The 22,644-nt window shown below is 63.6% G+C and carries 17 protein-coding genes; all 17 read left to right on the top strand.

The window, feature by feature from the left end; genetic code table 11:
* The first annotated feature begins 4 nt into the window (after positions 1–4).
* The 17 genes from AB4N76_RS28770 to AB4N76_RS28690 all read left to right on the top strand — a co-directional run bounded on the left by AB4N76_RS28770 (position 5) and on the right by AB4N76_RS28690 (position 22,522).
* A complete protein-coding gene (locus AB4N76_RS28770) occupies positions 5–772 on the top strand; it encodes a T4 family baseplate hub assembly chaperone (protein WP_460163879.1) in 768 nt (255 codons plus the stop codon).
* Positions 769–1,530, top strand: coding sequence for a hypothetical protein (locus tag AB4N76_RS28765; RefSeq protein ID WP_077430160.1), 762 nt, complete (start codon positions 769–771; stop codon positions 1,528–1,530). The genes AB4N76_RS28770 and AB4N76_RS28765 overlap by 4 nt, the downstream gene beginning before the upstream one ends.
* Positions 1,527–2,855, top strand: a complete 1,329-nt coding sequence (locus tag AB4N76_RS28760; RefSeq protein ID WP_460163878.1) for a DUF4255 domain-containing protein — start codon at positions 1,527–1,529, stop codon at positions 2,853–2,855. Before AB4N76_RS28765 ends, AB4N76_RS28760 begins: the two co-directional genes overlap by 4 nt.
* Entirely contained in the window at positions 2,852–4,765 is a 1,914-nt protein-coding gene (locus tag AB4N76_RS28755; protein ID WP_460163877.1) for an ATP-binding protein, read from the top strand. Before AB4N76_RS28760 ends, AB4N76_RS28755 begins: the two co-directional genes overlap by 4 nt.
* Positions 4,762–5,040, top strand: coding sequence for a hypothetical protein (locus AB4N76_RS28750; RefSeq protein WP_046027210.1), 279 nt, complete (start codon positions 4,762–4,764; stop codon positions 5,038–5,040). The genes AB4N76_RS28755 and AB4N76_RS28750 overlap by 4 nt, the downstream gene beginning before the upstream one ends.
* On the top strand, positions 5,037–8,192 hold the full coding sequence (locus AB4N76_RS28745) for an eCIS core domain-containing protein (RefSeq protein WP_460163876.1): 3,156 nt from the start codon (positions 5,037–5,039) through the stop codon (positions 8,190–8,192). Before AB4N76_RS28750 ends, AB4N76_RS28745 begins: the two co-directional genes overlap by 4 nt.
* 157 nt (positions 8,193–8,349) lie before the next feature.
* On the top strand, positions 8,350–8,682 hold the full coding sequence (locus tag AB4N76_RS28740) for a hypothetical protein (RefSeq protein ID WP_460163875.1): 333 nt from the start codon (positions 8,350–8,352) through the stop codon (positions 8,680–8,682).
* Positions 8,679–9,020, top strand: coding sequence for a hypothetical protein (locus AB4N76_RS28735; protein ID WP_460163874.1), 342 nt, complete (start codon positions 8,679–8,681; stop codon positions 9,018–9,020). Before AB4N76_RS28740 ends, AB4N76_RS28735 begins: the two co-directional genes overlap by 4 nt.
* Positions 9,021–9,040: 20 nt before the next feature.
* On the top strand, positions 9,041–9,358 hold the full coding sequence (locus AB4N76_RS28730; protein WP_046027213.1) for a hypothetical protein: 318 nt from the start codon (positions 9,041–9,043) through the stop codon (positions 9,356–9,358).
* Entirely contained in the window at positions 9,351–10,475 is a 1,125-nt protein-coding gene (locus tag AB4N76_RS28725) for a hypothetical protein (protein ID WP_046027214.1), read from the top strand. The genes AB4N76_RS28730 and AB4N76_RS28725 overlap by 8 nt, the downstream gene beginning before the upstream one ends.
* A complete protein-coding gene (locus tag AB4N76_RS28720) occupies positions 10,472–10,990 on the top strand; it encodes a phage baseplate assembly protein V (protein WP_046027215.1) in 519 nt (172 codons plus the stop codon). The genes AB4N76_RS28725 and AB4N76_RS28720 overlap by 4 nt, the downstream gene beginning before the upstream one ends.
* Positions 10,991–11,047: 57 nt before the next feature.
* The gene (locus tag AB4N76_RS28715) at positions 11,048–11,371 is read left to right on the top strand and encodes a hypothetical protein (protein WP_046027216.1); all 324 of its coding nucleotides are present in this window, start codon (positions 11,048–11,050) and stop codon (positions 11,369–11,371) included.
* 1 nt (position 11,372) lies between these two features.
* Positions 11,373–11,735 (top strand): GPW/gp25 family protein, encoded by a 363-nt coding sequence (locus AB4N76_RS28710; protein ID WP_046027217.1) that lies wholly within the window; start codon positions 11,373–11,375, stop codon positions 11,733–11,735.
* Complete coding sequence (locus AB4N76_RS28705; protein ID WP_460163873.1) at positions 11,732–14,149, top strand: baseplate J/gp47 family protein; 2,418 nt, start codon at positions 11,732–11,734, stop codon at positions 14,147–14,149. Before AB4N76_RS28710 ends, AB4N76_RS28705 begins: the two co-directional genes overlap by 4 nt.
* On the top strand, positions 14,146–17,268 hold the full coding sequence (locus tag AB4N76_RS28700; protein ID WP_460163872.1) for a putative baseplate assembly protein: 3,123 nt from the start codon (positions 14,146–14,148) through the stop codon (positions 17,266–17,268). The genes AB4N76_RS28705 and AB4N76_RS28700 overlap by 4 nt, the downstream gene beginning before the upstream one ends.
* Positions 17,265–19,406, top strand: a complete 2,142-nt coding sequence (locus AB4N76_RS28695; RefSeq protein WP_077430166.1) for a hypothetical protein — start codon at positions 17,265–17,267, stop codon at positions 19,404–19,406. Before AB4N76_RS28700 ends, AB4N76_RS28695 begins: the two co-directional genes overlap by 4 nt.
* 32 nt (positions 19,407–19,438) lie before the next feature.
* The gene (locus tag AB4N76_RS28690; RefSeq protein ID WP_460163871.1) at positions 19,439–22,522 is read left to right on the top strand and encodes a DUF6519 domain-containing protein; all 3,084 of its coding nucleotides are present in this window, start codon (positions 19,439–19,441) and stop codon (positions 22,520–22,522) included.
* Positions 22,523–22,644 lie beyond the last annotated feature (122 nt).

Genomic DNA, 22,644 nt, shown 5'->3' with positions numbered 1-22,644 from the left:
CATCGTGCCTGTTGGCATTTCCATGATGGAGATCCTGACCGTGTCCAAGCTTGATTCCGCTGACTGGCTGGCGATCTGGGACCACAGCCAGACGCTGCCCCCCGCACTGCAATCCTGCGCGCTGTTGGCGCCCTTGCTGGCCGACGGCCTGACGGGTGCCGAGCGGTTGCCAGTGGGGCGCCGCGATGCCCATCTGCTGGACCTGTATGGCGCGCTGCTCGGGCCGCAATTGACCGCCATGGCCTGTTGCGAACATTGCGCCGAACGCCTGGAGCTGAACCTGAGTACGGCCGACCTGCGTCTGGATGATCCGCCCGCCGACACGCCGGAGTTGCAATTGCAGTGGCAAGATTACCGCCTGTGTTTTCGCTTGCCGGACAGCCTCGATCTGGCGGCCGTGGCCCAATTGTCGGACATCGAGCAGGCGCGGCAGCTATTGGTCCGGCGCTGCGTGCTGGAGGCTGCGCAGGGCGCGCAGCCAATATCGCTCGAGAACTTGCCGCAGGGGGCGATGCAAGCCTTGAGCGAGGCCATGAGCCAGGCCGATCCACAAGCGCTGATTGAGTTAGACATGTGCTGTCCGGCGTGCAAGGAACGTTGGAGCGAGGTCTTCGATATCGGCAGCTACCTGCTGGAAAGCCTCGACCATTGGGCGCAACGGACGCTCGATCAGGTCCATTTGCTGGCCGCGGCCTACGGCTGGAGCGAGACGCAGATTCTCGCCTTGAGCCCGCAGCGTCGCGCCCGCTATCTGCATCGCGTGCAGTCATGAGCGACTGGCTGCTGGCCTTGGCCCGGCGCGCCTTACAGCCGCCAACAATTCGCCCGCGAATCGGCTCGCGCTTTGAAAACGACGCTATCGCGCCGCGCGATTTTGAGCCGGCACCGCAGTCGCAACTGACACCCACCCAAGAACCGTCCACCGCGACTGCCGCGATCCCGGTAACGGTGCAGCCGAGGGCCGAGCCGTCATCGCCGATGGCGCGGCCTGTTACGCAGGTGTTGCGTCAGGTGACCTCGCTGCTGCAACCAACACCGCCGGTAGCGACCATTCCGCCACCCATGCCAGGCCCTGCGCAGACGTTGGTTTCGTCAATGCTTGAATCACCGAAGGAGGCCGGGCTACCCCGAATTCCGCTACCGTTACCGCCGGTTGTCGAGACTGCGCAAGGACAGCCACCCCTGCGCCTGGAGTCCCGGCTGATCGAACGCTCCCACAGTGAACAGCGTATCGAGCGCCACGAGCTGACTCGGGAGCTGATCGAACGCCGTGTCGAACGCTTGCACGAGCAAGCGCCCAACGCCACCTCGGCTTCGCAGCCTCTGCATGTCCGGCAGGAACCGCACCCGACGCAGCCCGATGGGCCCGCTGCCGCACCGCGGGTCGAGATCAATATCGGTCGCATCGAAATTCTCCCGTCCGAGGCAGCGCCTGCGTCGCGTCGCGAAGAGCCACCCCGGCGCTTGCCGGCCAAGTCCCTGGATGACTACCTGAGCGAGCGTAACTCGGGTGCAGGACCGCGGTCATGAGTTCGCCACTTGGGCTGGCCGCCGCGCTCGCGACGCTCCAACAGTTGCTGGAAAGCGGCCTGGCGGAATTGAAAGTCAGCGATGTGCTGGGCGGTGCGCCGAGCGTCACCTGTATCGGCCCGGACCGCATGGATCCCGCCGGTGGCGACCAATTGAACCTCTATCTCTACAACCAGACGCGCAACCCCGGCTGGGCCAACCTTGGCCTGCCGAGCCGCGACAGTGTGGGTGAGCGCATTGGCAATCCGCCTCTGGCGCTGGACTTGCACATACTCATCACAGCCTATGGCGCTGCCGACTTCCACGCCGAAATCCTCCTCGGCGCTGCCATGCAGATCCTTCATGACACCCCGGGAATGGGCCGCGATGCCATCCGCGCGGCGCTCAAGCCGGCGCCGAACAAACCCAATGTGCCCAAAGCGCTGGAACGCGCCGGGCTGGCCGATCAGCTGGAGCAACTGCGGATCACGCCTCTCAATCTCAGCACCGACGAACTCTCGCGCATCTGGTCGGCGATCCAGGTGCCGGCGCGGCCCAGCGCGGCGTACCTGATCAGCGTACTGCTGCAATCGACGGCCAGGAGCCAACGCACGCCGCTGCCGGTATTGGCACGCAACCTCTATGTGGTGCCGTTGCGGATGCCACGGGTGGACCGGGTCGAGTCGGTGGCCGGCGCGTCAATGCCGATTCTGCCGGATGGCAGCGTGCGGGTCAGCGGCGCCAACTTCAAGGCCCAGACCGTACAACTGTGGGTCAACGGACTGGACCTGAGCGCTGGTCTGAGCACCGTCGATAACGAGACCCTGGAGTTCGGTTTCCTGTTGCCGGATCTGCCTCATCCGCCGGCGCTGCCTTCATCCTTGCGGGCGGGGGTCTGCACGTTGCAGGTGGCCCATGGGCAATGGTTGGGTACGCCGCCGGCAGCCCATGGGGCGGTGCAGTCGAACCTTGGCGTGTTCATCCTCAACCCGCAGGCGGGTTTTGTCGTGCTACCCGGTGCCACCAGCACGGTGGTCGACGGCGTCACCTACCGCTTCGGCAGCATCGAGGTGACATGCGCTCCGCCAGTGGGCCCCGGGCAGCGGGTGCGCGTGCTACTCAACGAAAAGAACCCGCCGAGCGATCGGCCGGCACGGGCCTATAGTTTCAGCGCGACTGACGGCAATGGCATTCTCCCGCCGGCCGAGCAGAGCTCGACAGTCACCGTCGAATACCAGGGCGTCGCCCAAGGCGCCTACCTGGCAAGGGTGCAGGTGGATGCCGGAACCAGCGCGCTGGTCATGGGCGCTGACGGGCAATTCAGCACGCCGCAGGTGCTGCCATGAGCCAGCGCCATGATTTTGCCGAAAACCGCCGCGTGCTGACCCAGGCGTTGAATGCCTTTGCCGCTTACCTGACGGCGCGACTGGCTGGCGAGCCTGCGCCCTTGGGCGGTTATCTGCGAACCCCGCCAGCCCTGGCGCGGCTGAGCGAGCGGTTGGGGCTGAGCCGTTTCGAGCAGGATCTGTTGCTGCTGGCCGCCGCCGCTGACCTCGACCCACGCTTTCGTGACCTGCTGGCACAAGCCCAAGGCGACGCGAACCAACCCTGGTTGAGTTTCGAGCTGGCCCTGAATCTGCTCCCGGACCCTGAGTGGAGTTCGATCACCCCTATCGGCCCTCTGCGGCGCTGGCAATTGCTCGAACCGAGCGGCAGCGGCGGGGTGCTGCAAGCGCGGCTGGTGGTGGATGAAATCATCCTGCACCGGATCGCCGGCCTGAGCTTCCCAGACCCGCGCCTGGAGCCCTGGTTTCGCCGCGAAAACCTGCCAGACGCCGCGTCGGTCGCTGTCGATGGGCATCAGGCCAGGGCCAGCATCCTCGAGATCGCCGCGCAGTGGCAGGCGGCGCCCAACCTGGCCCTGGCGCCCATTGCGCGACTGGTGGACGGTGACGGCGATGGCTACGCCCACGCCTTGGCGACAGAGCTGGGGCTCAAGCTCTACCGGATGACCGAGTTCGACCTGCCTGCAGGGCAAGCCGAGCGCGGGCAATTGGCGCACTTATGGGAACGTGAAGCGCTGTTGCACGGCGTGCTGCTCTGGTTGCAACCGCAAAGTCTGAACCCGGAGCAGGCACAACGCCTGGGCGACTTCCTCGATCACCTGCAGAGCTTGCTGCTGCTCAGTGGTGACAGCGCGCCAGCCTTGCGTCGCCGTCAATGTCGGGTCAGCGTTCAGGGCAGCGATGCATCGGCACGGCTCAAGGTCTGGCAGCAACAATTGGGTGAGTCAGTCGCAGGCCTCAACGGCCGTCTCGGCCTGCTGGCGGAACAGTTCCAGCTCAGCAGCAGCACCATTCTGCGTCTGGCCGAGGGTTTCAAAGCCAGCCCCCAAGGTGGTGCCGAACACCTCTGGCAGGTGTGTCGCGAAGAAGCTCGACGCGGCCTGGAACACTTGGCCGAACGGGTGGACGCTCGCGCCGGCTGGGACGACCTGGTGCTGCCGGACGCGGCCCTGACCAGTCTGCATACGTTGGCGGCGCAAGTCCGCCAGCGCACGCGGGTCTACCGCGACTGGGGTTTTGCCGAACGCAGCGACCGAGGCCTGGGCATCAGCGCCTTGTTCGCCGGCGGCAGCGGCACCGGCAAGACCCTGGCCGCCGAAGTGCTGGCCAACGAACTGCAGCTGGACCTGTACCGCATCGATCTGGCGGCGCTGGTCAGCAAGTACATCGGCGAGACCGAGAAGAACCTGTCACGGGTATTCGCCGCGGCTGAAAGCAGTGGCGCGATCCTGCTGTTCGACGAGGCCGACGCCTTGTTCGGTAAACGCAGTGAAGTGCGCGACAGCCATGACCGCTACGCGAACCTGGAGGTCAGCTACCTGCTGCAACGGATCGAGACTTACCGTGGCCTGGCGATTCTCACCACCAACTTGAAGCAGGCCATCGACCCGGCGTTCCAGCGCCGCATCCGTTTCATCGTGCAATTTCCTTTCCCCGATGTGGACGCCCGCAGCGCTATCTGGCAGCGGGCATTTCCGTCCGATGCACCGTGCAGCGCATTGGATATTGGCAAGTTGGCGCGGCTATCGCTGTCAGGCGGGCATATCCGCAACCTGGCCTTGAACGCGGCCTTCCTCGCGGCGGACAAGGACATGGCCATCGGCATGCAGCATCTGCGCGCGGCGGCCGAAGCGGAATTCGCCAAACTGGAAAAACCGCTGCCGGCGGCGGAAGTGGGGGACTGGGAATGACCCGTACCCTGGCACCCGCCGCCCCGACCATCAACCTTACGATAGGGACCCTGGCGTTGCCCGGTTATTCGTTGCGCAATGGCCAGCGACTGGCCGGCGCCCTGGAACGCGAGTTGGGACGTTTGCTGATCCAGGGACCGCTGCCAGGGCAGGGCTTTGCGCTTGAGCAGGTGCAAATCCCCCGGTTCGCCACGCCCGCCGGAGAACGCCCGGAGCGCACCGGGCGGCGCTTGGCACGGTTGATTGCCGAACAACTGCAGGGGCCGGGACAATGACCGAACACGCCCTTGCCCCCAGTGCCGAACGCGACGCCTCGCCGCCGAAAACCGCCGTGCGCGGTCTACTATTGCAGCGCAAGTGCGCCTGTGGCGCGGGTGCCGGCAGCAGCGGCGAATGCGAAAGCTGCGCCGCCGGCCGCCAGCAGAACCTGCAACGCAAGAGCAACGGTGCCTCGGGCGGGCAGGGTGTACCGGACTCGGTCAATGAGACCCTGGCACGTCCCGGCAGACCGCTGGATGCGGACACCCGCGATTTCATGGAAAGCCGCTTCGGCAGCGACTTCGCTGCCGTACGCGTACACGACGACAGCGCCGCCGGGGCCAGCGCCCGGGATGTGGATGCGCATGCCTTCACGGTCGGTCAGGACATCGTGTTCGGTGACGGTCAATACCAGCCTCACAGCGACAGCGGTCGACACCTGTTGGCCCACGAACTGGCCCACACCGTGCAACAACAAAGCCTGCAACGCTCCGGCATCAGCAACCTCGCCGATCAGGGGCCGCACTACCAGCGACTGGAACGCGAGGCCGACTTCGCCGCCGACAGCGTGATGCGCGGCCAGCCTCTGGCCAGCGGCGTGCTCAGTCAGGGCGGGCCGCGACTGTCGCGCAAGGATGGCAAGGGCAAGTCGCAAGACTATGAGGTGGAGAGCCGTTACAAAGACCTGGAAATGTCCACCGGGCACAAGGTCACGCCGGAGAAAAAAACCACTGCCAAAGTGAAGGGCAAGGACAAGGAGCTGGCTTCGTACGACGTCGATTTCCTTGAGTTGCATGAGGTCAAGGGCCCGGTGCTCAAGGAATGGCAAAGCAAGGCCAAGGCCAAGGCCCTGCGTGCAATCATCACCTTGCAGGGGGCCAAGGCCCAGGAAGCGGGCCTGTGGCAAATGCGTGTCAGCTCCGACGAGTTGCGTTCGCGCTGGGTCAATCTGCGCGGCTGGAAGATGGGCGATGCGTTGAACGCCGCGTGGCAAAAGGCCGGTGGCGATGCCGAATTTCCCAAGGTCGGCGGTGCCACGTGCGAGATGGATCACATCATCGAATTGCAGGTGGGTGGCGATAACACTCAGGAAAATATCCAGGTGCTCGATCGCCTTGATAACGGCATGAGCGGCAGCCTGATCAAGCAACAGGTCTTTGGCCTGGCACAAGCCATCGCGCAAAAGATCGAGGAGGGCGGCGAGGCGCCGCCGGCGCAGATCCGCATGGTATTCGCCGATTCCAAAATGAAGGGCACCGGCAAGTGCGGACCCTGTTGCAAAACCGGCAAGAAACTCGGCAAGCCTGGCAAGGACGGGCGCGCCGACAAGTCCACTGAAACCCTGATCGACTACCCGGTGGTGGCCGGCGGTAGCACGCGGGTGCTGCGGGTCAGTGAAAAGAGCAAGACGCCGCCGATCTTTGAGTCCGGTATCCCGGAAAACGTCGCAGGGGCCGAAATCCTTCCCGGGTTGTTGTTGATGACCTTGCGCCGGGTCGGCAAGGGCAAGGACACCATCAACGCGATGATCGACAACCGCGACCGGACCCGCCTGCCGATCACCTTGCCGGCCAAGGGCACCGGGGTGGTGCTGGATGTCGCCGAGGACGGTGGCCTGACCCTCTCGGCGGCGGCGAAGAAGAACGCCGGTATCGCGTTCACTTATGACTACCTGAGCCCCGGCGTCTTCACCAAACTGGACCTGGTGCCCGGCGGGGTCGCGGGCGAGGGCTACATCACCCCCACCAAAGTGCCTTTGTTGCAAAAAATCGAAGTGGCCTTCTCGCCGGAGTATTTCCGGCTCAAGGCGCCGCTGGACAAGGACAAACTGAAGCCACCGTTCGCCGGGGTGAAAATCACCGAGGCATCGCTGGCCATCGATCTGGCGCCGAAACTGAAACCGGTCGGGACTGTCGCGTTCGAGTTCGGCACCGCGAAGAAAATCGCCGCGAGCAAAGTCGAGGTCAGTGCCGACGAGAATGGCCTGGTGTTGACCGGGGTGCTCTTTGTGTACTTGCCCGGCGTCGATGAAGCCAAGGGCGAGATCAAGTATCAGGCCGGCGAGTGGAGTGGCGGGGCGCACATCGAGTCGGGGCAGATGGCCGGCAAGATTCCCTATGTAAAAAGCGGCGCTGTCGATGTGTTTCTCAAGGCCGGCAAGATCGACGCCACCGGCAAGGTCAATCTGGAACTGCCAGGCGGCAACGAGGCTGCGCTGGAGATCAGTTACGCCGCCAACAAGTGGGTGTTCCAGGGACGCGGAAAGATCAAGGTCAAGAGCCCCTACCTCAAACCGATCCAGGCCAGCCTCTGGTACGACGGCGAACTGTTTATCGCCAAGGGCCAGGCCGGATTCGCCTTCTCGGGGCTCGACGGCATCATCGATGCCACCTACGAGAACAAGGGCGGCAAGGAGAAGGTCTACGGCAAGGGCGATATCAAGATCGACAAGGGGCGCGCCAAAGGCAATATCGTTGTCGAGTTGCTGCCCAATGAAAAGATCATCGGCAAGGGCACGCTCTCCTACGAAATCAAGAAGGACATGGTGGCCACCGCCGGGATCACCGTGGACGAGCAGCAAAAGATCACCTTTGACGGCGAGCTGAGTTTTCCCGACATCACCCTGTTCAAGCGCTTCCCGGAGAAACAGGAAGACCAGCCGATTTTCTCGGCCTCGGGAAGCATCCCGATTCCTGGCGCCTCCATCGGCCCGATCGGGCTCAAGGTCAAACTCTGGGGCAGCCTGGGGTATTACTACTATGTCGGCCCCGGGGTACTCACCGGGATCAAGGCCACGGTGAAGTTCAGCCCGTTCGAAGCCGACCCGGACTTCAGTTTCAACCTCAAGGCCAAGGCCAGCATCCCGGCAGGCGGGGGGATCAGCGGCAAAGTCGGCGCCGATGTGGTGATCGATCTGTACATCGCCGAGGTCGGTGGCGGCCTCAATGTCGAGGCCAGGGCAGGGCTTGAAGGCAAGGCCGAACTGGCCGGCGAGATCGCTTACAGCAAGGACAAATTCAGCGTCGATGCCAGCGCCTATATCGGCGGCAGCGTAGTGCTGGCCGCCGCGTTGAATGCCCGGGTCTACGCCGAAGCCGGGGTCTGGCGGTTCAAGGTACGGACCGAAAAACCTGGAAACTGCTCGGTGGCACCTTCGACACCGGCCTGAGCCTCGGCGTACGCCTGCCGCTGCACTACGACAGCATTGATGGCTTTCGCATGCCCAAGCTCTCCGATATCAAACCGGAACCTGCGCAGCTCAATCTCGACCCCTCGAAGATGCTGTCCAACCTGTTCGGCAATGCCACGAAAGAGGAGCACGAGGTATGACCGGCTTTTCCAATTCGCCGAAAGTACTCAAGGGCGGCCTGATCCTGATCGACCCGGCCAGCGGTGCCGTGCTGCGAGTCATTGCGCTGCAGTACAACCCCGATCTGCTGACCCGCAGCCTGCAACCGCAGAGCACCGGCGGCAGTGCAGCGATCAGCGAGCCACTGCGCCTCAAAGGACCGCCGGTGGAAACGATCAAGCTCGACGCCGAGATCGACGCCACCGACCAATTGGAGTTTCCGATCAGCACCCTGGCGCGATCGAGGTCGGCATCCACCCGCAACTCGCCGCACTGGAAACCATCGTCTACCCGGACAGCAACGCCTTGATCCGCAACAACCAGATGGCGAGTGCCGGCACCCTTGAAATCGTTCCGGTACAGGCGCCACTGCCCTTGTTTGTGTGGAGCAAGGAGCGCGTGGTGCCCGTGCGCATCACCGATTTTTCGATCGTCGAGGAGGCGTTCGACGTCAACCTCAACCCGATCCGCGCACGCATCACCCTCGGCATGCGCGTGCTCAACATCAATGATTTGGGCTTCGGCGACAAGGGCGGGCACCTCTACATGGTTTACCACCAGAGCCGCGAACGCCTGGCGCGCAAGGCCAGCAGCGCGACCCTGGCCAGCCTGGGTTTGAGCGCGCTTTTTAAAACAACGGAACGCTGATGAACGAAAGGACAGCCACGATGAGCGACCGCTTCCCACCTAACAGCCGTTACTACCCGACCGACACCGCCGAGTTGGTCCAGGTCGACGGTCGACGCGTGGTTTACCTGCGGCGGCGCTTCGTACCGGACCCGGCTAACTTTGTCACCTTGCAGATCTACACCGTGATCGAGGGCGACCGGATCGATCGCATGGCCGCTGCGGTGCTCGGTGACCCGGAACAGTTCTGGCGCCTGCCGGATGCCAATGGTTGCCTCCACCCACTGGAGCTGGAAGAGCTGGGCCGGCAAATCCGCCTGACCTTGCCCGAAGGCATGCAGGGGCCGAGCGATGCTTAAAGGCATGCATGTCTCGCTGCTGGTCGGCCCGGCGATACCGTTACCGGTGCCCAAGCCGCTGATCGATGCCTTGCAGAGCATCCAGGTGACGTCGGCGGCGGGCGCCCGCAGTGGCTTCCAGATCAGCTTCGCACTGCACAACAATTCACCGCTGCACACCCTGTTGTTGCTCACCGGCGGGCGGGTGCCCTGGCTGCGGGTGCTGATCGTGATCACCCTCAACAGCCTGCCGATGGTGTTGATGGACGGCCTGATTACCCGCCAGGAGGTCAGTGGCTCCAACGAGCCGGGGCAGAGCACCCTGACCATCACCGGTGAGGACCTGTCGGTGGCCATGGATCAGCAGGAATTCAACGGCATTCCCTATCCGGCCATGCCGGCCGAGGCGCGGGTGGCGCTGATTGTCGCCAAGTACGCGATCTTTGGCATGGTGCCGCTGGTGATCCCGCAAATCTTCAGCGATGTGCCGATCCCGGTGGAAAAAATCCCCACCCATGACGGCACCGACCTGGCCTACGTGCAGAAGTTGGCCAAGGACGCCGGCTATGTGTTCTACGTCGAACCCGGCCCGTTGCCGGGGATGAATACCGCCTACTGGGGCCCGGAGATCAAGCTCGGGATACCGCAACCGGCGCTGAACCTGGGGATGGATGCCCACAGCAACGTCGAGGCGCTGTCGTTCAGCGTGGACAACACCAAGGCCAGCCTGCCGATCGTGTTTATCCAGAACCCGCTGACCAAGTTCCCGATTCCGTTGCCGATCCCCGACATCAGTCTGCTCAACCCGCCGCTCGGTGCGTTGCCGCCCATTCCCAAGTCGATCCACCTGCTGAAGGACACCGCCAAGCTCTCGCCAATGGCGGCCTTGTCCAAGGGCTTGGCGGAGGCGGCGGGCTCGGCGGATGTGGTGACCGCCACCGGCTCGGTCGATGTACTGCGTTACGGCTCCGTGTTGAAGGCGCGCCAACTGGTCGGCGTGCGCGGTGCGGGCAGCGCTTTCGACGGTTTGTATTACGTGAAAACCGTGACCAGCAACTTCAAGCCCGGCGAGTTCAAGCAGAGCTTCACGCTGACCCGCAACGGTTTGATCTCGACGCTGCCGAGGGTACCGGTATGAGCGCTGAGCAAGGCAAGTTCTACGGCAAGTTCCGCGGTGTGGTGTTGAACAATATCGACCCGATGCAGATGGCCCGCATCCAGGTCCAGGTGCCTGATGTGCTGGGGCTCGGCATCTCCAGCTGGGCCATGCCCTGCGTGCCGTTCGCCGGGAAGCAGAGCGGGATGTTTGTGGTGCCGCAGATCGGCGCCGGGGTCTGGGTCGAATTCGAGCAGGGCAACCAGGATTACCCCATCTGGGTCGGCGGTTTCTGGGGCAGTGCGGCAGAGGTGCCCGCCTTGGCGTTGGCGGGGTTGCCGGTATCGCCAAGCATTGTGCTGCAAACCGGCAACCAGAACGGCCTGACGATCTCTGACCTGCCGGGGCCCACGGGCGGCATTCTGCTCAAGACCCTGACGGGGGCGATGATTTCGATCAACGAAATCGGCATCACCATCAGCAACGGCCAAGGCGCGACGATCATGCTCAACGGGCCGGCGGTGAATATCAATCAAGGCGCATTGACGGTGATTTGAAATGAACATTTCACGCAATCGGCAGCTGAAATCGGCCATGACAGGGGAGGACCGCTGATGCCCGGATTTCTCCTGCATCTGGGCGCCACTGTGATGTGCAGCCACGGCGGCCAGGCGACACCGACCGCGCCGTTTCCCCGGGTGACACTCTCGGGCCAGCCCGTGACGACCCTGGCCGCGCCCTATGTGATTGCCGGCTGCGCCATGCCGCCACCGCCCTCCGGCAATGGCCCCTGCGTGACCGGCCAATGGCTGGTCGGCGCGACCCGGGTGTTCGCCGGCGGGCTGCCGGTGCTACTGCAATCGAGCACCTCGATCTGCGTCCCCACCGGCACGCCGATGATGGTCACAGTCACTCAGCTACGGGTCTCAGGAGTCTGATATGGCTTTGGACTTTCCCTTCAGCATCGACTCGCGCGGGCGCAGCGCCGAAGTGTTCGCCGATCTGCAGGTGCGGGACATGATCGAACAGGTGCTGTTCACCGTGCCGGGCGAGCGGGTGAACCGTCCGGATTTCGGCTGCGGCCTGTTGCAATTGGTGTTCGCGCCCAACAGCGATGCCCTCGCTGCCGCTGTGCAGATGACGGTGCAAGGTTCGCTGCAACAGTGGTTGGGGGAACTGATCGAGGTCGAGGCGGTGACCGTCGAGAACCTCGACGCGCGCCTCGACGTGACGGTGCAGTACGTCATGCGCCGGGATCGCCAGCGGCAACTGGCGACCTTCAGCCGAGGGATTGCGCCATGAAACGCCAGTTTTTGTCTGACAACCGCCATCGTCTGCAATTGCTGCGTGACCTCGACCCGTCGAGCCTGAACGGCATCGACTACCTGGAAGTGGTGTCCCTGAATCAGCGCAAGCTCAGTGTGGTGTTTGTCAATCCGTTGGCTGGCATCACCGCCGCCCATTGCCGGATCGAGGGCGGGGTGCGCATCACGGGTGTACAAATCGAGAGCCTGAATATCAACGGCAATCAGCTCGACATTACGGTGGACCGGGCCGGTGATTTTTCCTGGTACCGTTTCGTGTTGATCAACCCCAAGGCGCCCGAAGACTCACCGCCGGGCTTCGACCCTTGCCTGTCGAGTATCCGCTTCAGTTTCAAGGCGCAGTGCCCGTCCGAATTCGATTGTGCCGACGACCAACCCTGCCCACCGCAGGTACCGGCCGAGCCACTGCTGGATTACCTGGCCAAGGACTATGGGAGCTTTCGCCGGTTGATGCTGGACCGCATGGGGCAACTGATTCCTGGCTTTCGCGAGCGCAACCCGGCGGATTTTTCCGTAGCCCTGGTGGAAATGCTGGCACATGTCGGCGATCAGCTCAGCTATTACCAGGATGCAGTCGCCACCGAAGCGTATCTGGGCACTGCCCGTCGCCGCGTCTCCCTGCGTCGGCATGCGCGGCTGCTGGATTACCCGATCCACGACGGCTGCAACAGTCGGGTCTTCGTCAGTCTGAGCGTCTCGCCCCAAGCTGACGGTCGAGTGTTGGCCGCCGGTACGCCGCTGTTGACCCGTACTGCCGAGCCCGGGACTGTCTTGAAAGAATCCGCGCTGCAAACCTTGCCTGACGGCAGCACCCAAGTCTTCGAAACGATGCACGCGTTGCCGTTGCAGTCCGCACATAACCGCATTGATATCCATCATTGGGGCGAGCCGGATTTCTGTCTGGGCAAAGGCGCGCAAGAGGCCGCGCTGATCGACGTCCCGCCGCTGAGCTTGCAGGCCGGCATGCTGCTGATCTTCGAAGAAGTCCTGAGCCCCGGCACCGGCCGTGCACCGGATGCCGACCGCACCCACCGGCATGCAGTGCGCTTGACCGAGGTCAAGCCGGGGCACGACCTGCTGACCGGCACGTCGTTGCAGCTGATCAGTTGGCACGCCGAGGACGCGCTACCGTTCCCGTTGTGCATCAGCGCGCGTATCCAACAGTCCGGTGTCAGCAAGACGGTCAGGGTCGCTCAGGTCTGCGGCAATGTGGTATTGGCCGACCACGGGCTGACCCGTGCCGATGAGTCGCTGCTACCGGACGTTGTACCGACTGCCGGCCAATACCGGCCGCGCCTGCGCGAGCCCGGCATCGCCTATGCCCAGGCCTATGAACATGACCCGGCGCGCTCCGCCAGCAGCACCTTGTATCAGGATCCCCGGCAAGCCCGTCCGTCCGGCATGCAACTGCGCGAAGACGACCCCGATCAGTTTGGCGACCAACCCAAGCCCGGTGCCAGCCCTTGGTTGCCACGCCGCGATCTGCTCGGCAGTGACCGCTTCGCACAGGAATTCGTGGTGGAGACCGAAGCCGATGGCAGCGCCCACCTGCGCTTTGGCGACAACCGCTTCGGCATGCAACCGCAACCCCTCAGCCGGCTGTTGGCCAGCTATCGCCAAGGCGGTGGCAGCATCGGGAATGTCGGCGCCGAGAGCATCACCCAGATGGTCTGTGAAGACCCTCTGATCAAGGACTTCATCCAAACGCTGCGCAATCCGTTGTCGGCAAGCGGCGGCGCAGAGCCGCAAAGCGCTGACGCGATCAAGCTGTTTGCACCCCAGGCTTTCCGCACCCAGGAACGGGCGGTCACCGAGGCCGATTACGCGCGGGCCGCCGAGCGTCATCCGCAAGTACAACGGGCCGCTGCGAGGCTTCGCTGGACCGGCAGCTGGTACACGATGTTCGTCAGCCTCGACCGCAAGGGCGGCCAGCCACTGGATAAGCCGTTTCGTGAAGAAATGCTGCGCCACCTGGAACGCTACCGGTTGGCCGGTTATGACCTGGAACTGCGTGATCCGATCTATGCCCCGCTGGATATTCAGCTGAACGTCTGCGTATTGCCGGGCCACTTTGCCGCGACGGTCAAGCTTGGCCTGCTCAAGCGCCTGAGCAGTGGCGCAGACGGGCTGGGACAACTCGGCTTCTTTCATCCCGATCACTTCAGTTTTGGCCAGGGCCTGGCGCTTTCCACCCTGATGGAGGCGGCGCATTCGGTAACCGGCGTGGCCTCGCTTCAGGTCGAGGTGTTCCAGCGCTGGGGCAAAACCCCTAATCAGGAAATAGCGCAGGGCTTGATCGGTGCCGCGTTACTGGAAGTGTTGCGCCTGGATAACGATCCCAATTTCCCCGAAAACGGCCGACTGCTGCTGAACATGCAAGGTGGCTTATGAGTAATGGCGAACACTGCGGCTGCTGCGCCGGGATCAAGGTGCTGACGCCGGTCGACGAATTGAACCCGCCAGGGCAGACGACGTTGCACTATCGGGTCGGCACCCATGGGCGTTTTCGCGAGAGTCAGCTGGCGCGCCTTTCCAGCCAGACGGCGCTGCTCGGGCTGAGCACTCGCGATGCCGATGATCCGGCGCTGGCATTGCTCGATGCCTGGGCTGGTGTCCTCGATGTGCTGAGTTTCTATCAAGAGCGCATTGTCAACGAGGGCTTCCTGCGTACCGCCACGGAGCGGCGTTCGATATTGGAGCTGGGGCGTTCCATCGGCTACGAGCTGCGCCCTGGCGTGGCCGCCTCGACGTTTCTGGCATTTTCTCTGGAGACCGCGCCGGGCGCGCCGTTAACCGCGCGGATCGACGCCGGCAACAAGAGCCAGAGCATTCCAGAGCAGGATGAACAGGCCCAGGTTTTCGAAACGCTGGAGCCGTTGTACGCGCGCGCTGCCTGGAATGCCTTGGCCCTGCAGAGCCAGGAAGAGGTGCCGCCGTACTGGGGCGCTCGCACTCTGTATCTGAAAGGGCAGAACACGCACTTGCAAGCCGGCGACGCACTGTTGATCGTCGGCGATGAACGCCTGAAAAATCCCGGCAGCGAAAACTGGGACCTGCGCCGCGTCGTTCGCCTGCAAGTGATTTCGCCGGTGGAGCCGAGCGCCGACCCACTGGCCGGCTACACGGTGGTCACGCTCGACCGGCCGCTGGGTGAGGTGATGCCCCACGTCCAGCCGGCCAAGGCCAATCCACGCTGTTTTGCCCTGCGGACCAAGGCTGCGCTGTTCGGCCAGGCGGCGCCGGACTGGCGGGCGATGCCGCGCAGCCTGCGGGCAAGCTACCTGGGCCTGGACGATGATAATCAGGCGAAGATCAGCCTGCACGGCCAGTGGCCGGGCTTCACCCTGGCCGATGTTTCCGATCCGCCGACCCGCCAGGCCACCGGCAGCGGCCTGTATGGCGAGTATTTCGAAGGCATCGACTTCAAGACGCGCAAGCTCAGCCGTACCGACGCCACCGTTGATTTCGACTGGGGCAACGCCAGCCCCGACCCGCAGCTGACCGCCGATACCTTCTCGGTGCGCTGGAGCGGCTGGCTGCAAATACCCGAAAGCGGCAATTACAGCTTCTTCGTCAAAGCCGACGACGGCGTACGGCTGTGGATTGGCGGCCAGTTACTGGTCAATCAATGGCAAGACCAAGGCGCGACCGAATACGGCGAGAGCCTGTTCGAGCTCCAGGCCGGACAAAAACTCGACCTGCGCCTGGAGTACTACGAGAACGGTGGCGCTGCCTTGATTCAATTGCGCTGGCAGGGCCCGGGCATCGCCAAACAAATCATTCCCCAAAGTCGTCTATACCCACGAGACGTACACAGCGTGCATCTGGATGCCAGCTATCCGCGACTGGTCACGGGCAGTTGGCTGGTGCTGACGCTGCCCGATTATCAGGAGCTGTATCAAATCCTCGACAGCCGCGAGGATGCCCGCGCCGCCTTCACCCTGAGCAGCAAGACCACGCGCCTGAGCCTGCGTGGCGAACAACTGCGCGAGCTGTTCAACGAGCGTCTGCGCGAGACCACGGCCTATGGCGAATCCATCGAGCTGCCGTGGGCGACCCGGCCCAGGTCCGGGCTGCTCAGCGGTCATGTGCTGACGCTGGATGATCTGCAACCGGAGCTGGAGGCGGGGCGCTGGCTGTCGATCAGCGGCCACACCTTGCCGGACGTGACGCAAAATGCGCCGGCGCGTCAGCGACTGTTGGCCAATGACCCGTTGGTGGCGGTGGAAATCGCCAGGGACGGCCGGCTCGCCAGCCTGTCCTTCACCGATGGCGCGCGCCATGAAGTAGTGCTTGGCTTCGCCAGCGAAGTGGCGCGCCTGCAACGCAATGACAGCAGCGGGCCGCGTTCGCGCCTGGAACTTGAGAGCGATTTGCAACATGCCTATCTGCCGTTGAGTGTGCGGATCAACGCCAATGTGGCGCCGGCCAGTCACGGCGACAGCAAGCAGATGCAGATACAGCCGGAAATCCTTGGCAGTGGCGACGCCAGCCAGGCCTTCCAGCGCTTCCTGCTGCTGCAGAAACCGTTGACCTACATTTCCTCACCCACCCCTTCGGGCATCCAGAGCACGCTGCAGGTACGCGTCGAAGGTGTGCGCTGGTCCGAGGCGCCACACTTGGGTGAGCTCGGCGCGCAAGACCGTGCCTATCTGCTGCGCCGGGGCGATGATGGCCGGGTCACCGTGCAGTTCGGTGACGGCGTGCACGGCAGTCGCCTGCCCACGGGACAGATGAATGTGCAGGCGTACTATCGCGTCGGCATTGGTGCGGCCGGCAACCTCAACAGTGGGCGGATCAGCCTGCTGCTGTCCCGTCCGTTGGGGGTCAAGGATGTGATCAACCCGGTACCCGCGGCGGGTGGGGTCGATCCGGAAGACCGCGACAGTGCCCGGCAGAACGCACCGCTGAGCGTACGGACCCTGGATCGCATCGTCTCGCTACGGGATTTCGAAGACTTCGCCGCGGCCTTCGCCGGCGTCGGCAAGGCCCAGGCGGTGTGGTTATGGGATGGCGAGCAGCGGTTGGTCCACCTCACTGTCAGCGGGGTAGAGGGTGTCAGCATCGATCCCGGATCGGCGCTCTATCGCAACCTGGCCGCGGCCATCGACGCGGTGCGCCCGGCCCATCAGCCGCTCAAGCTTGCGCCCGGGGTGGTGCTGCGTTTTGGTGTGGAAGCCAAGGTTCGGGTTAACCAGGACTATCAAAGCGCAACAGTCCTCAGTGCAGTGCGCAGCGCCTTGGAGCAGGCCTTCGGGTTTGCCGCGCGTTACTACGGGCAACCCGTCAGTGGCAGCGAAGTACTGGCGGTGATGCAGCGGGTGCCGGGAGTGGAGCGGGTGGATCTGGATAGCTTGCGGCTCTACGACGGCCTGTCCAGCAGCAGCATGGCAGGTCCGGATGGCCGACTGCGCGCCCGCGGTGCCCGGTGGCAGAGTCAGCAAATATTGGCGGCACAACTGCTGTTGCTGGACCCGTCCGCCGTTACCTTGACGGAGCTTAGCCTATGAGCATTGACGCCGAATTCCTGATGGCGCGGCTGCCGGCCTTCTACCGCGAGCGCGATGCCGAAATGGGTGGGCCGCTGCGGGCATTGCTGGAAGTTATCGCCGAGCAGGGCGCGGTGCTGGAAGAGGACATCACCCGGCTCTACGACAACTGGTTTATCGAAACCTGTGACGACTGGTTGGTCCCCTATATCGGCGATCTGCTGGGCGTGCGCGGTCTGTATCCGGTCAGCGGCACCCAGGCGTTCGGCCTGCGCGCGTATGTGGCCAATAGCCTGCGCCTGCGACGGCGCAAGGGCACGCTGCCGGTGCTGGAACAGCTGGCATTCGATACCACCGGCTGGCGTGCGCGGGCGGTGGAGTTTTTCGAGCTGCTGGGCACGACCCAATACCTCGAACACTGCCGCCCACAAAATGTGCGCACGCCGAACCTGCGTGATGCCACACAATTGGAGCGGGTCGACGGCCCCTTCGACCGCGCCGCCCATACCGTCGAGGTGCGTTCGCTCCCGGCCGGGCGCTACAACATTGCCAATGTTGGTCTCTATCTCTGGCGGTTGCAGGCCTACGCACTCCAACGCGCCACCGCCCGAGCCATGACCAGCCTGGCGGGCTTCTACAGTTTCGATGCCCTGGGTCGCGACGTCGCCGAGCCGCTGTTGCGGGGGGAGGGCATGTTGTTCAACCGGCCGCGCACCGAGCAGGAAATCACTCACCTGGCGCAACCGGAAAACGTGCCGGAACCACTTTCGCGGCGACTGCTGCACGACGAACTGACGGCGCTGCGTCAGACCCTGACCGATGGTGAGACACCTGACCCTGTGTACTTTCCCCTCGATCGAGAGGAGGAGGGTGGCCCGGTTCTGCGGATCTGGCTGGACGATGTGGAAGTACTGCCGGAGCATCTGCTGGTGTGCAATCTCTCGCCCTTGCCCGGCGTAGTGCCGCAAGAATGGCGGCGTCCACCGGCCAGCGTCACGGTGAAATCGAGCAAGGCCGGTCAGCCGGATAAAACCTTTCCTGGCGTTGCCAACCTGTTTCTGGTGGGTTTCGACCCGGTCCTGGGACGTATCGCCTTGCCCGCCGGCAAGACCGCGAACCGGGTGGAAGTCGCCTACAGCTATGGCTTCCCCGGCGATGTCGGCGCGGGGCCCTACGATCGGCGCCCGTTGCGTCGTGACGATGAGCCGTTGCAGGGCCTGCTCGATCCGGCGGATTTTCAGGTACTGCTGCGGGTCCCGGGCGACCACGCGACGCTGACCGACGCGCTGGCGGCAGTCATTGCCGGGACCCGTACGCTGATCTATCTGCTGGACGACGGGACCCAGGAGCTGACCCCTGATCTCAACCTGCCAGATACCCACCTGGCCATTGAAGCCGCCAACCAGCGGCGGCCGGTACTGATCGGCGACCTGCGGTTACGCGGCAACCTCGACACCCGGCTCAGCCTGTCCGGGCTACTGCTGGACGGTCAACTGCGTTTGGACGGCGCGCTGGGCGAAGTGAATCTGCGTCATTGCAGCCTGACGCCGAGCAAGGGTGGCATCCGTCACACCGGCACCGGCAGCCAACTCTGGCTGCGGCTGACCCATTGCCTGTGCGGGCCGTTGCGGACGAGCAAGGCCATTGCCGGAGTCGAGGGCCACAACAGCGTGTTCGATAACGGCGATGACGTGGCCTTCGATTTACCGGACACGCGCCTGCAACTCGACCGCTGCAGCGTCTTCGGCGCCAGCGCCGCCGGGGAGCTGGAAGCCAGCAACAGTCTGTTCAGCGCCAAATTGAATATCGCCCGACGCCAGGAAGGCTGCGTGCGTTTCTGCTATGTGCCATCGGGCTCGCAGACGCCACGTCGCTACCGCTGCCTGCCGGACCTGGTGACCCAGGGGTTGCCGACCGCCCAGGCAAAGAGCGAACGGGTGCGGGTGACGCCAGCCTTTACCTCGGTGAGTTTCAGCCATCCGGCATATGCCCAGCTGCGCCTTTCAAGTGCTCAAGAGCTGCGCACCGGCGCCGAGGACGGCGCCGAAATGGGCGTCTGGAATGTGCTGCAACAACCACAACGCGAGGCCAACCTGCATCAGGCCTTGGACGAATACCTGCGCTTCGGCCTGGAGGCCGGGGTGATCTTTGTGAACTGAACGAACGCGCAAAACGGGCAAGGACTACCACTATGAAAGCCGATCTCACCCGCTCGACCGACAAGCCGGACCAGCACTATCGCGCCGTACGCATGCAACAGGGGCGGGTGCAGCTGGATGCGGACTGGAACGAGCAGCAAGACATTCTCAATCGCCGGATCGAGAGTGAAACCGTCGATACCATTGGCCATAGTGGCGGGCCCTTGGCCAACCCCGGGTTTCTGCTGACCGGCAATGGCAAGAACATCGGCATCGGCATCGGCCATTACTACGTCGAAGGCTTGCTCTGCGAAAACGCCAGCCAGGTCCCGGCCACCAGCCAGCCGCACTTGCCGGGCAACGTCTCACCGGTGCTGCCGGCCAATGCCAGTCTGTTGCCATTACCCCCGGCGAATGCGCCGCAGTTGGTCGAGATCAAGGTCTACGACAACAACGGAGCACCCATCGACCCTCCGGACGGGATCTACCTTGGCTATCTCGAAGCCTGGCTGCGGCACATCACGGCGCTGGAAGACCCGCTTATCCGCGAAGTCGCCCTCGGTGGGCCGGACAGCGCGACCCGCGACCAACTGCTGTGGCAGGTCAAGTTGCTGCGTGCCGGTGATATCGGCGCCGACCTGAACTGCCTGAGCGTGCTGGCGGCCTGGACCACCCTGACCACTGCAGCCGATGGCAAGCTCGCGGCCCGCGCCGAACCCAGCACTCCGCCAAAAGATCCCTGCCTGCTAGCGCCGGAAGCAGGCTACCGGCGCCTGGAAAACCTGTTGTATCGCGTCGAGATCCACGACGATGGCAGCGTTTCAGCCGACCAGCGCTACAAATGGTCGCGTGACAACGGCAGCATTGAAACCCGCGTTGTACGTTGGCTGGGCGAGCCGACGGCGGACGAGTTCGAGGTCGCCAGCCTTGGCCGTGATGCCTACCTTGCGATCACCGCCGGCTGCTGGCTGGAATTCTTCGACGATACTTACGAACTGCTTGGCCGGCCGGGGACTCTGGTCCAGGTGCTCAAGACCGAAGGCAATATTGTCACCCTCGATCTGGCCAGCGCCACCGGGTCTCTGGACAAGGCGCTGTACCTGAGCAACCCGCGTGTGCGGCGCTGGGACGGTTGGGCGAAGCTGGTCCCGGCGACAGCCAATTTGAACAGTGGCTGGGTGGAGCTGGAGGAGGGCGTCGAGATCAAATTCATCCCCGGCAAGTACCGTGTCGGGGATTTCTGGACCATTCCCGCTCGCACCGCTACCGCTGACATCGAGTGGCCGTTGGTGGCCAATAAACCTGCCTTCCAGTCACCGCAAGGGGTATTGCGCGCCTTCACCCGGTTGGCTTTGCTCAACTGCCAGGCCGGGGTCTGGAGCACGCTGTCCGATTGCCGTCAGCTATTTCCGGCGCTGACCGAACTGACCAACCTCTATTACGTTGGTGGCGACGGCCAGGAGGTTATGCCAAACCCTTTGGCGCCACAAAACCTGCCGTTGCCCAGCCCGCTGGAAGTCGCGGTGTTCAATGGCAAGTTCCCGGTTGCCGGGGCCGAGGTCAGCTTCAGCGTCAGTGACGGCACGCTGCCCAACGGCACCGCCAGCCAGATCATCGCCACCGGCGCGGACGGTATCGCCAGCGTGATCTGGAGCCTGGCGCCCGGCGTGCTGAACCAGACCTGCACGGCGCAACTGCTCGAAGCCGGCCAGGTAGCGGCCGGCAAGTACAACGTCCTGCATTTTTCCGCCAGTCTGTCCGTGGCCACACAAGTCGCCTATGACCCGGCGAAGTGCGCCGACATGGCCGCCCAGGGCATTCATACCGTGCAGGATGCGCTCGACGCGCTCTGTCAAAAAAACCACGGCGGTGGCTGCTGCACCAGTGTCGGTGTCGGCGGCGAGTTCGAGAACCTCGACATCGCGCTCAAAGTGTTACTCGAACAGGGTCAACGCGACATCTGCTTGTGCCTGCTACCTGGCGAGCATCACCTGGCCGACAGCATCGACCAGGTCGCGCCGAACGGCACCCATCTGTTCATCCACGGTAGCGGCCCCGCGAGCCGGCTGGTGCTGCGTAATCAAGAGTTCAACTGTTTCGATTTTGCCTCCCTGACGTTTCTGGATTTCGACATCGTCATGCTGGGCGAGAATCAGTGCCTGCGTTTTCAAGGCAATCAGCAATTGCGCTTGCAACGGATGCGCCTGTCGGGGCTGACGGTGCCCGGGATCAGCCTGGTGCAAATCGACGACGCCCAGCGCATTGACCTGAGCGCTTGCCTGATCAACGCCTACTCGTCGAGCGGGACACAGCACGCCCGGGAACTGTTTGATGCCATACCCTTGCTCGCCCCCCTGGAGGCGGCGATGAAGTCAGGCAAGGGCGAACTTTTTGCGCCTATCCCAAGCAAGGTGGTCGATGCCTTTGCAGCGTTCAGCGCCGCTCAGCGCAAGGCTTTCGGGCAACAAGTGGATCGCCGCCAGGTAGTCCTCAACACCGATGAAATATTGGCATTGTCAACGCTGCGCAGCGATATCGAACAGGGTGCCAGCCAGCGTCGACTGCTGCTCTCGCTGGATCGTTTGCGCACGGAACTGATGCTCAACCACACCGGCTTCGCCCTGGCCCTTGGCGATGCCGAGGCGGATACCTTGCTGGCGGACAACCAGATCAACGGCCGCGTGTCCTTGTACGGCGAGGCCAAGAGCGACGAAGCGCTGGACCTCGATTTTCTGAAAAATCTGGGTGTTGCGTTTAGTCGCGGCCGAGTCCGACTCAAGCCCGGCTATGGCGAATTACGCCTGCGCAATAACCGGCTACAAACGTTGCGCCTGGGCGATGCGATGCTCGACCGCTTGCGGCAACTCGCCGGCTCAGCCGTCGGAGGCGAGGTTGAAGGTTGCTATCGCAGTCTGCTGGCGGATTCCAATACATTGGTGGGCACGGAAAACCTGTTGCTGGCGTTGAAACTGTCCCTGAGCCAGAACCAGCTGAGTGTCTTCGGTCACATCGCCGCGTGTATTGCTTCCCAAGGCAAGTACATCGGCAACTTCAGCCTCGAATCCGTCCTGTTCGTGCTGGGTCACAACGCTAACCAACAGTTTGCCAATGCCGGGCTGATTTTCAGCGAAATGTAGCGGGGCGCAGATTCAGAAGGGGATTTGCGTCGATTGAATTAGGCACACTGCAACGACAGATCCGTGAACGTCGAAGAATTGCTTCCGGGTGCCGGGAAGTGGATGGATGCGAGAGAAGCTCC

It is taken from the genome of Pseudomonas sp. S2_F03 (genome assembly GCF_054668335.1).
The sequence above is the reverse complement of the archived record's forward strand: the minus strand, read 5'-3'. Positions and strand labels throughout refer to the sequence as shown.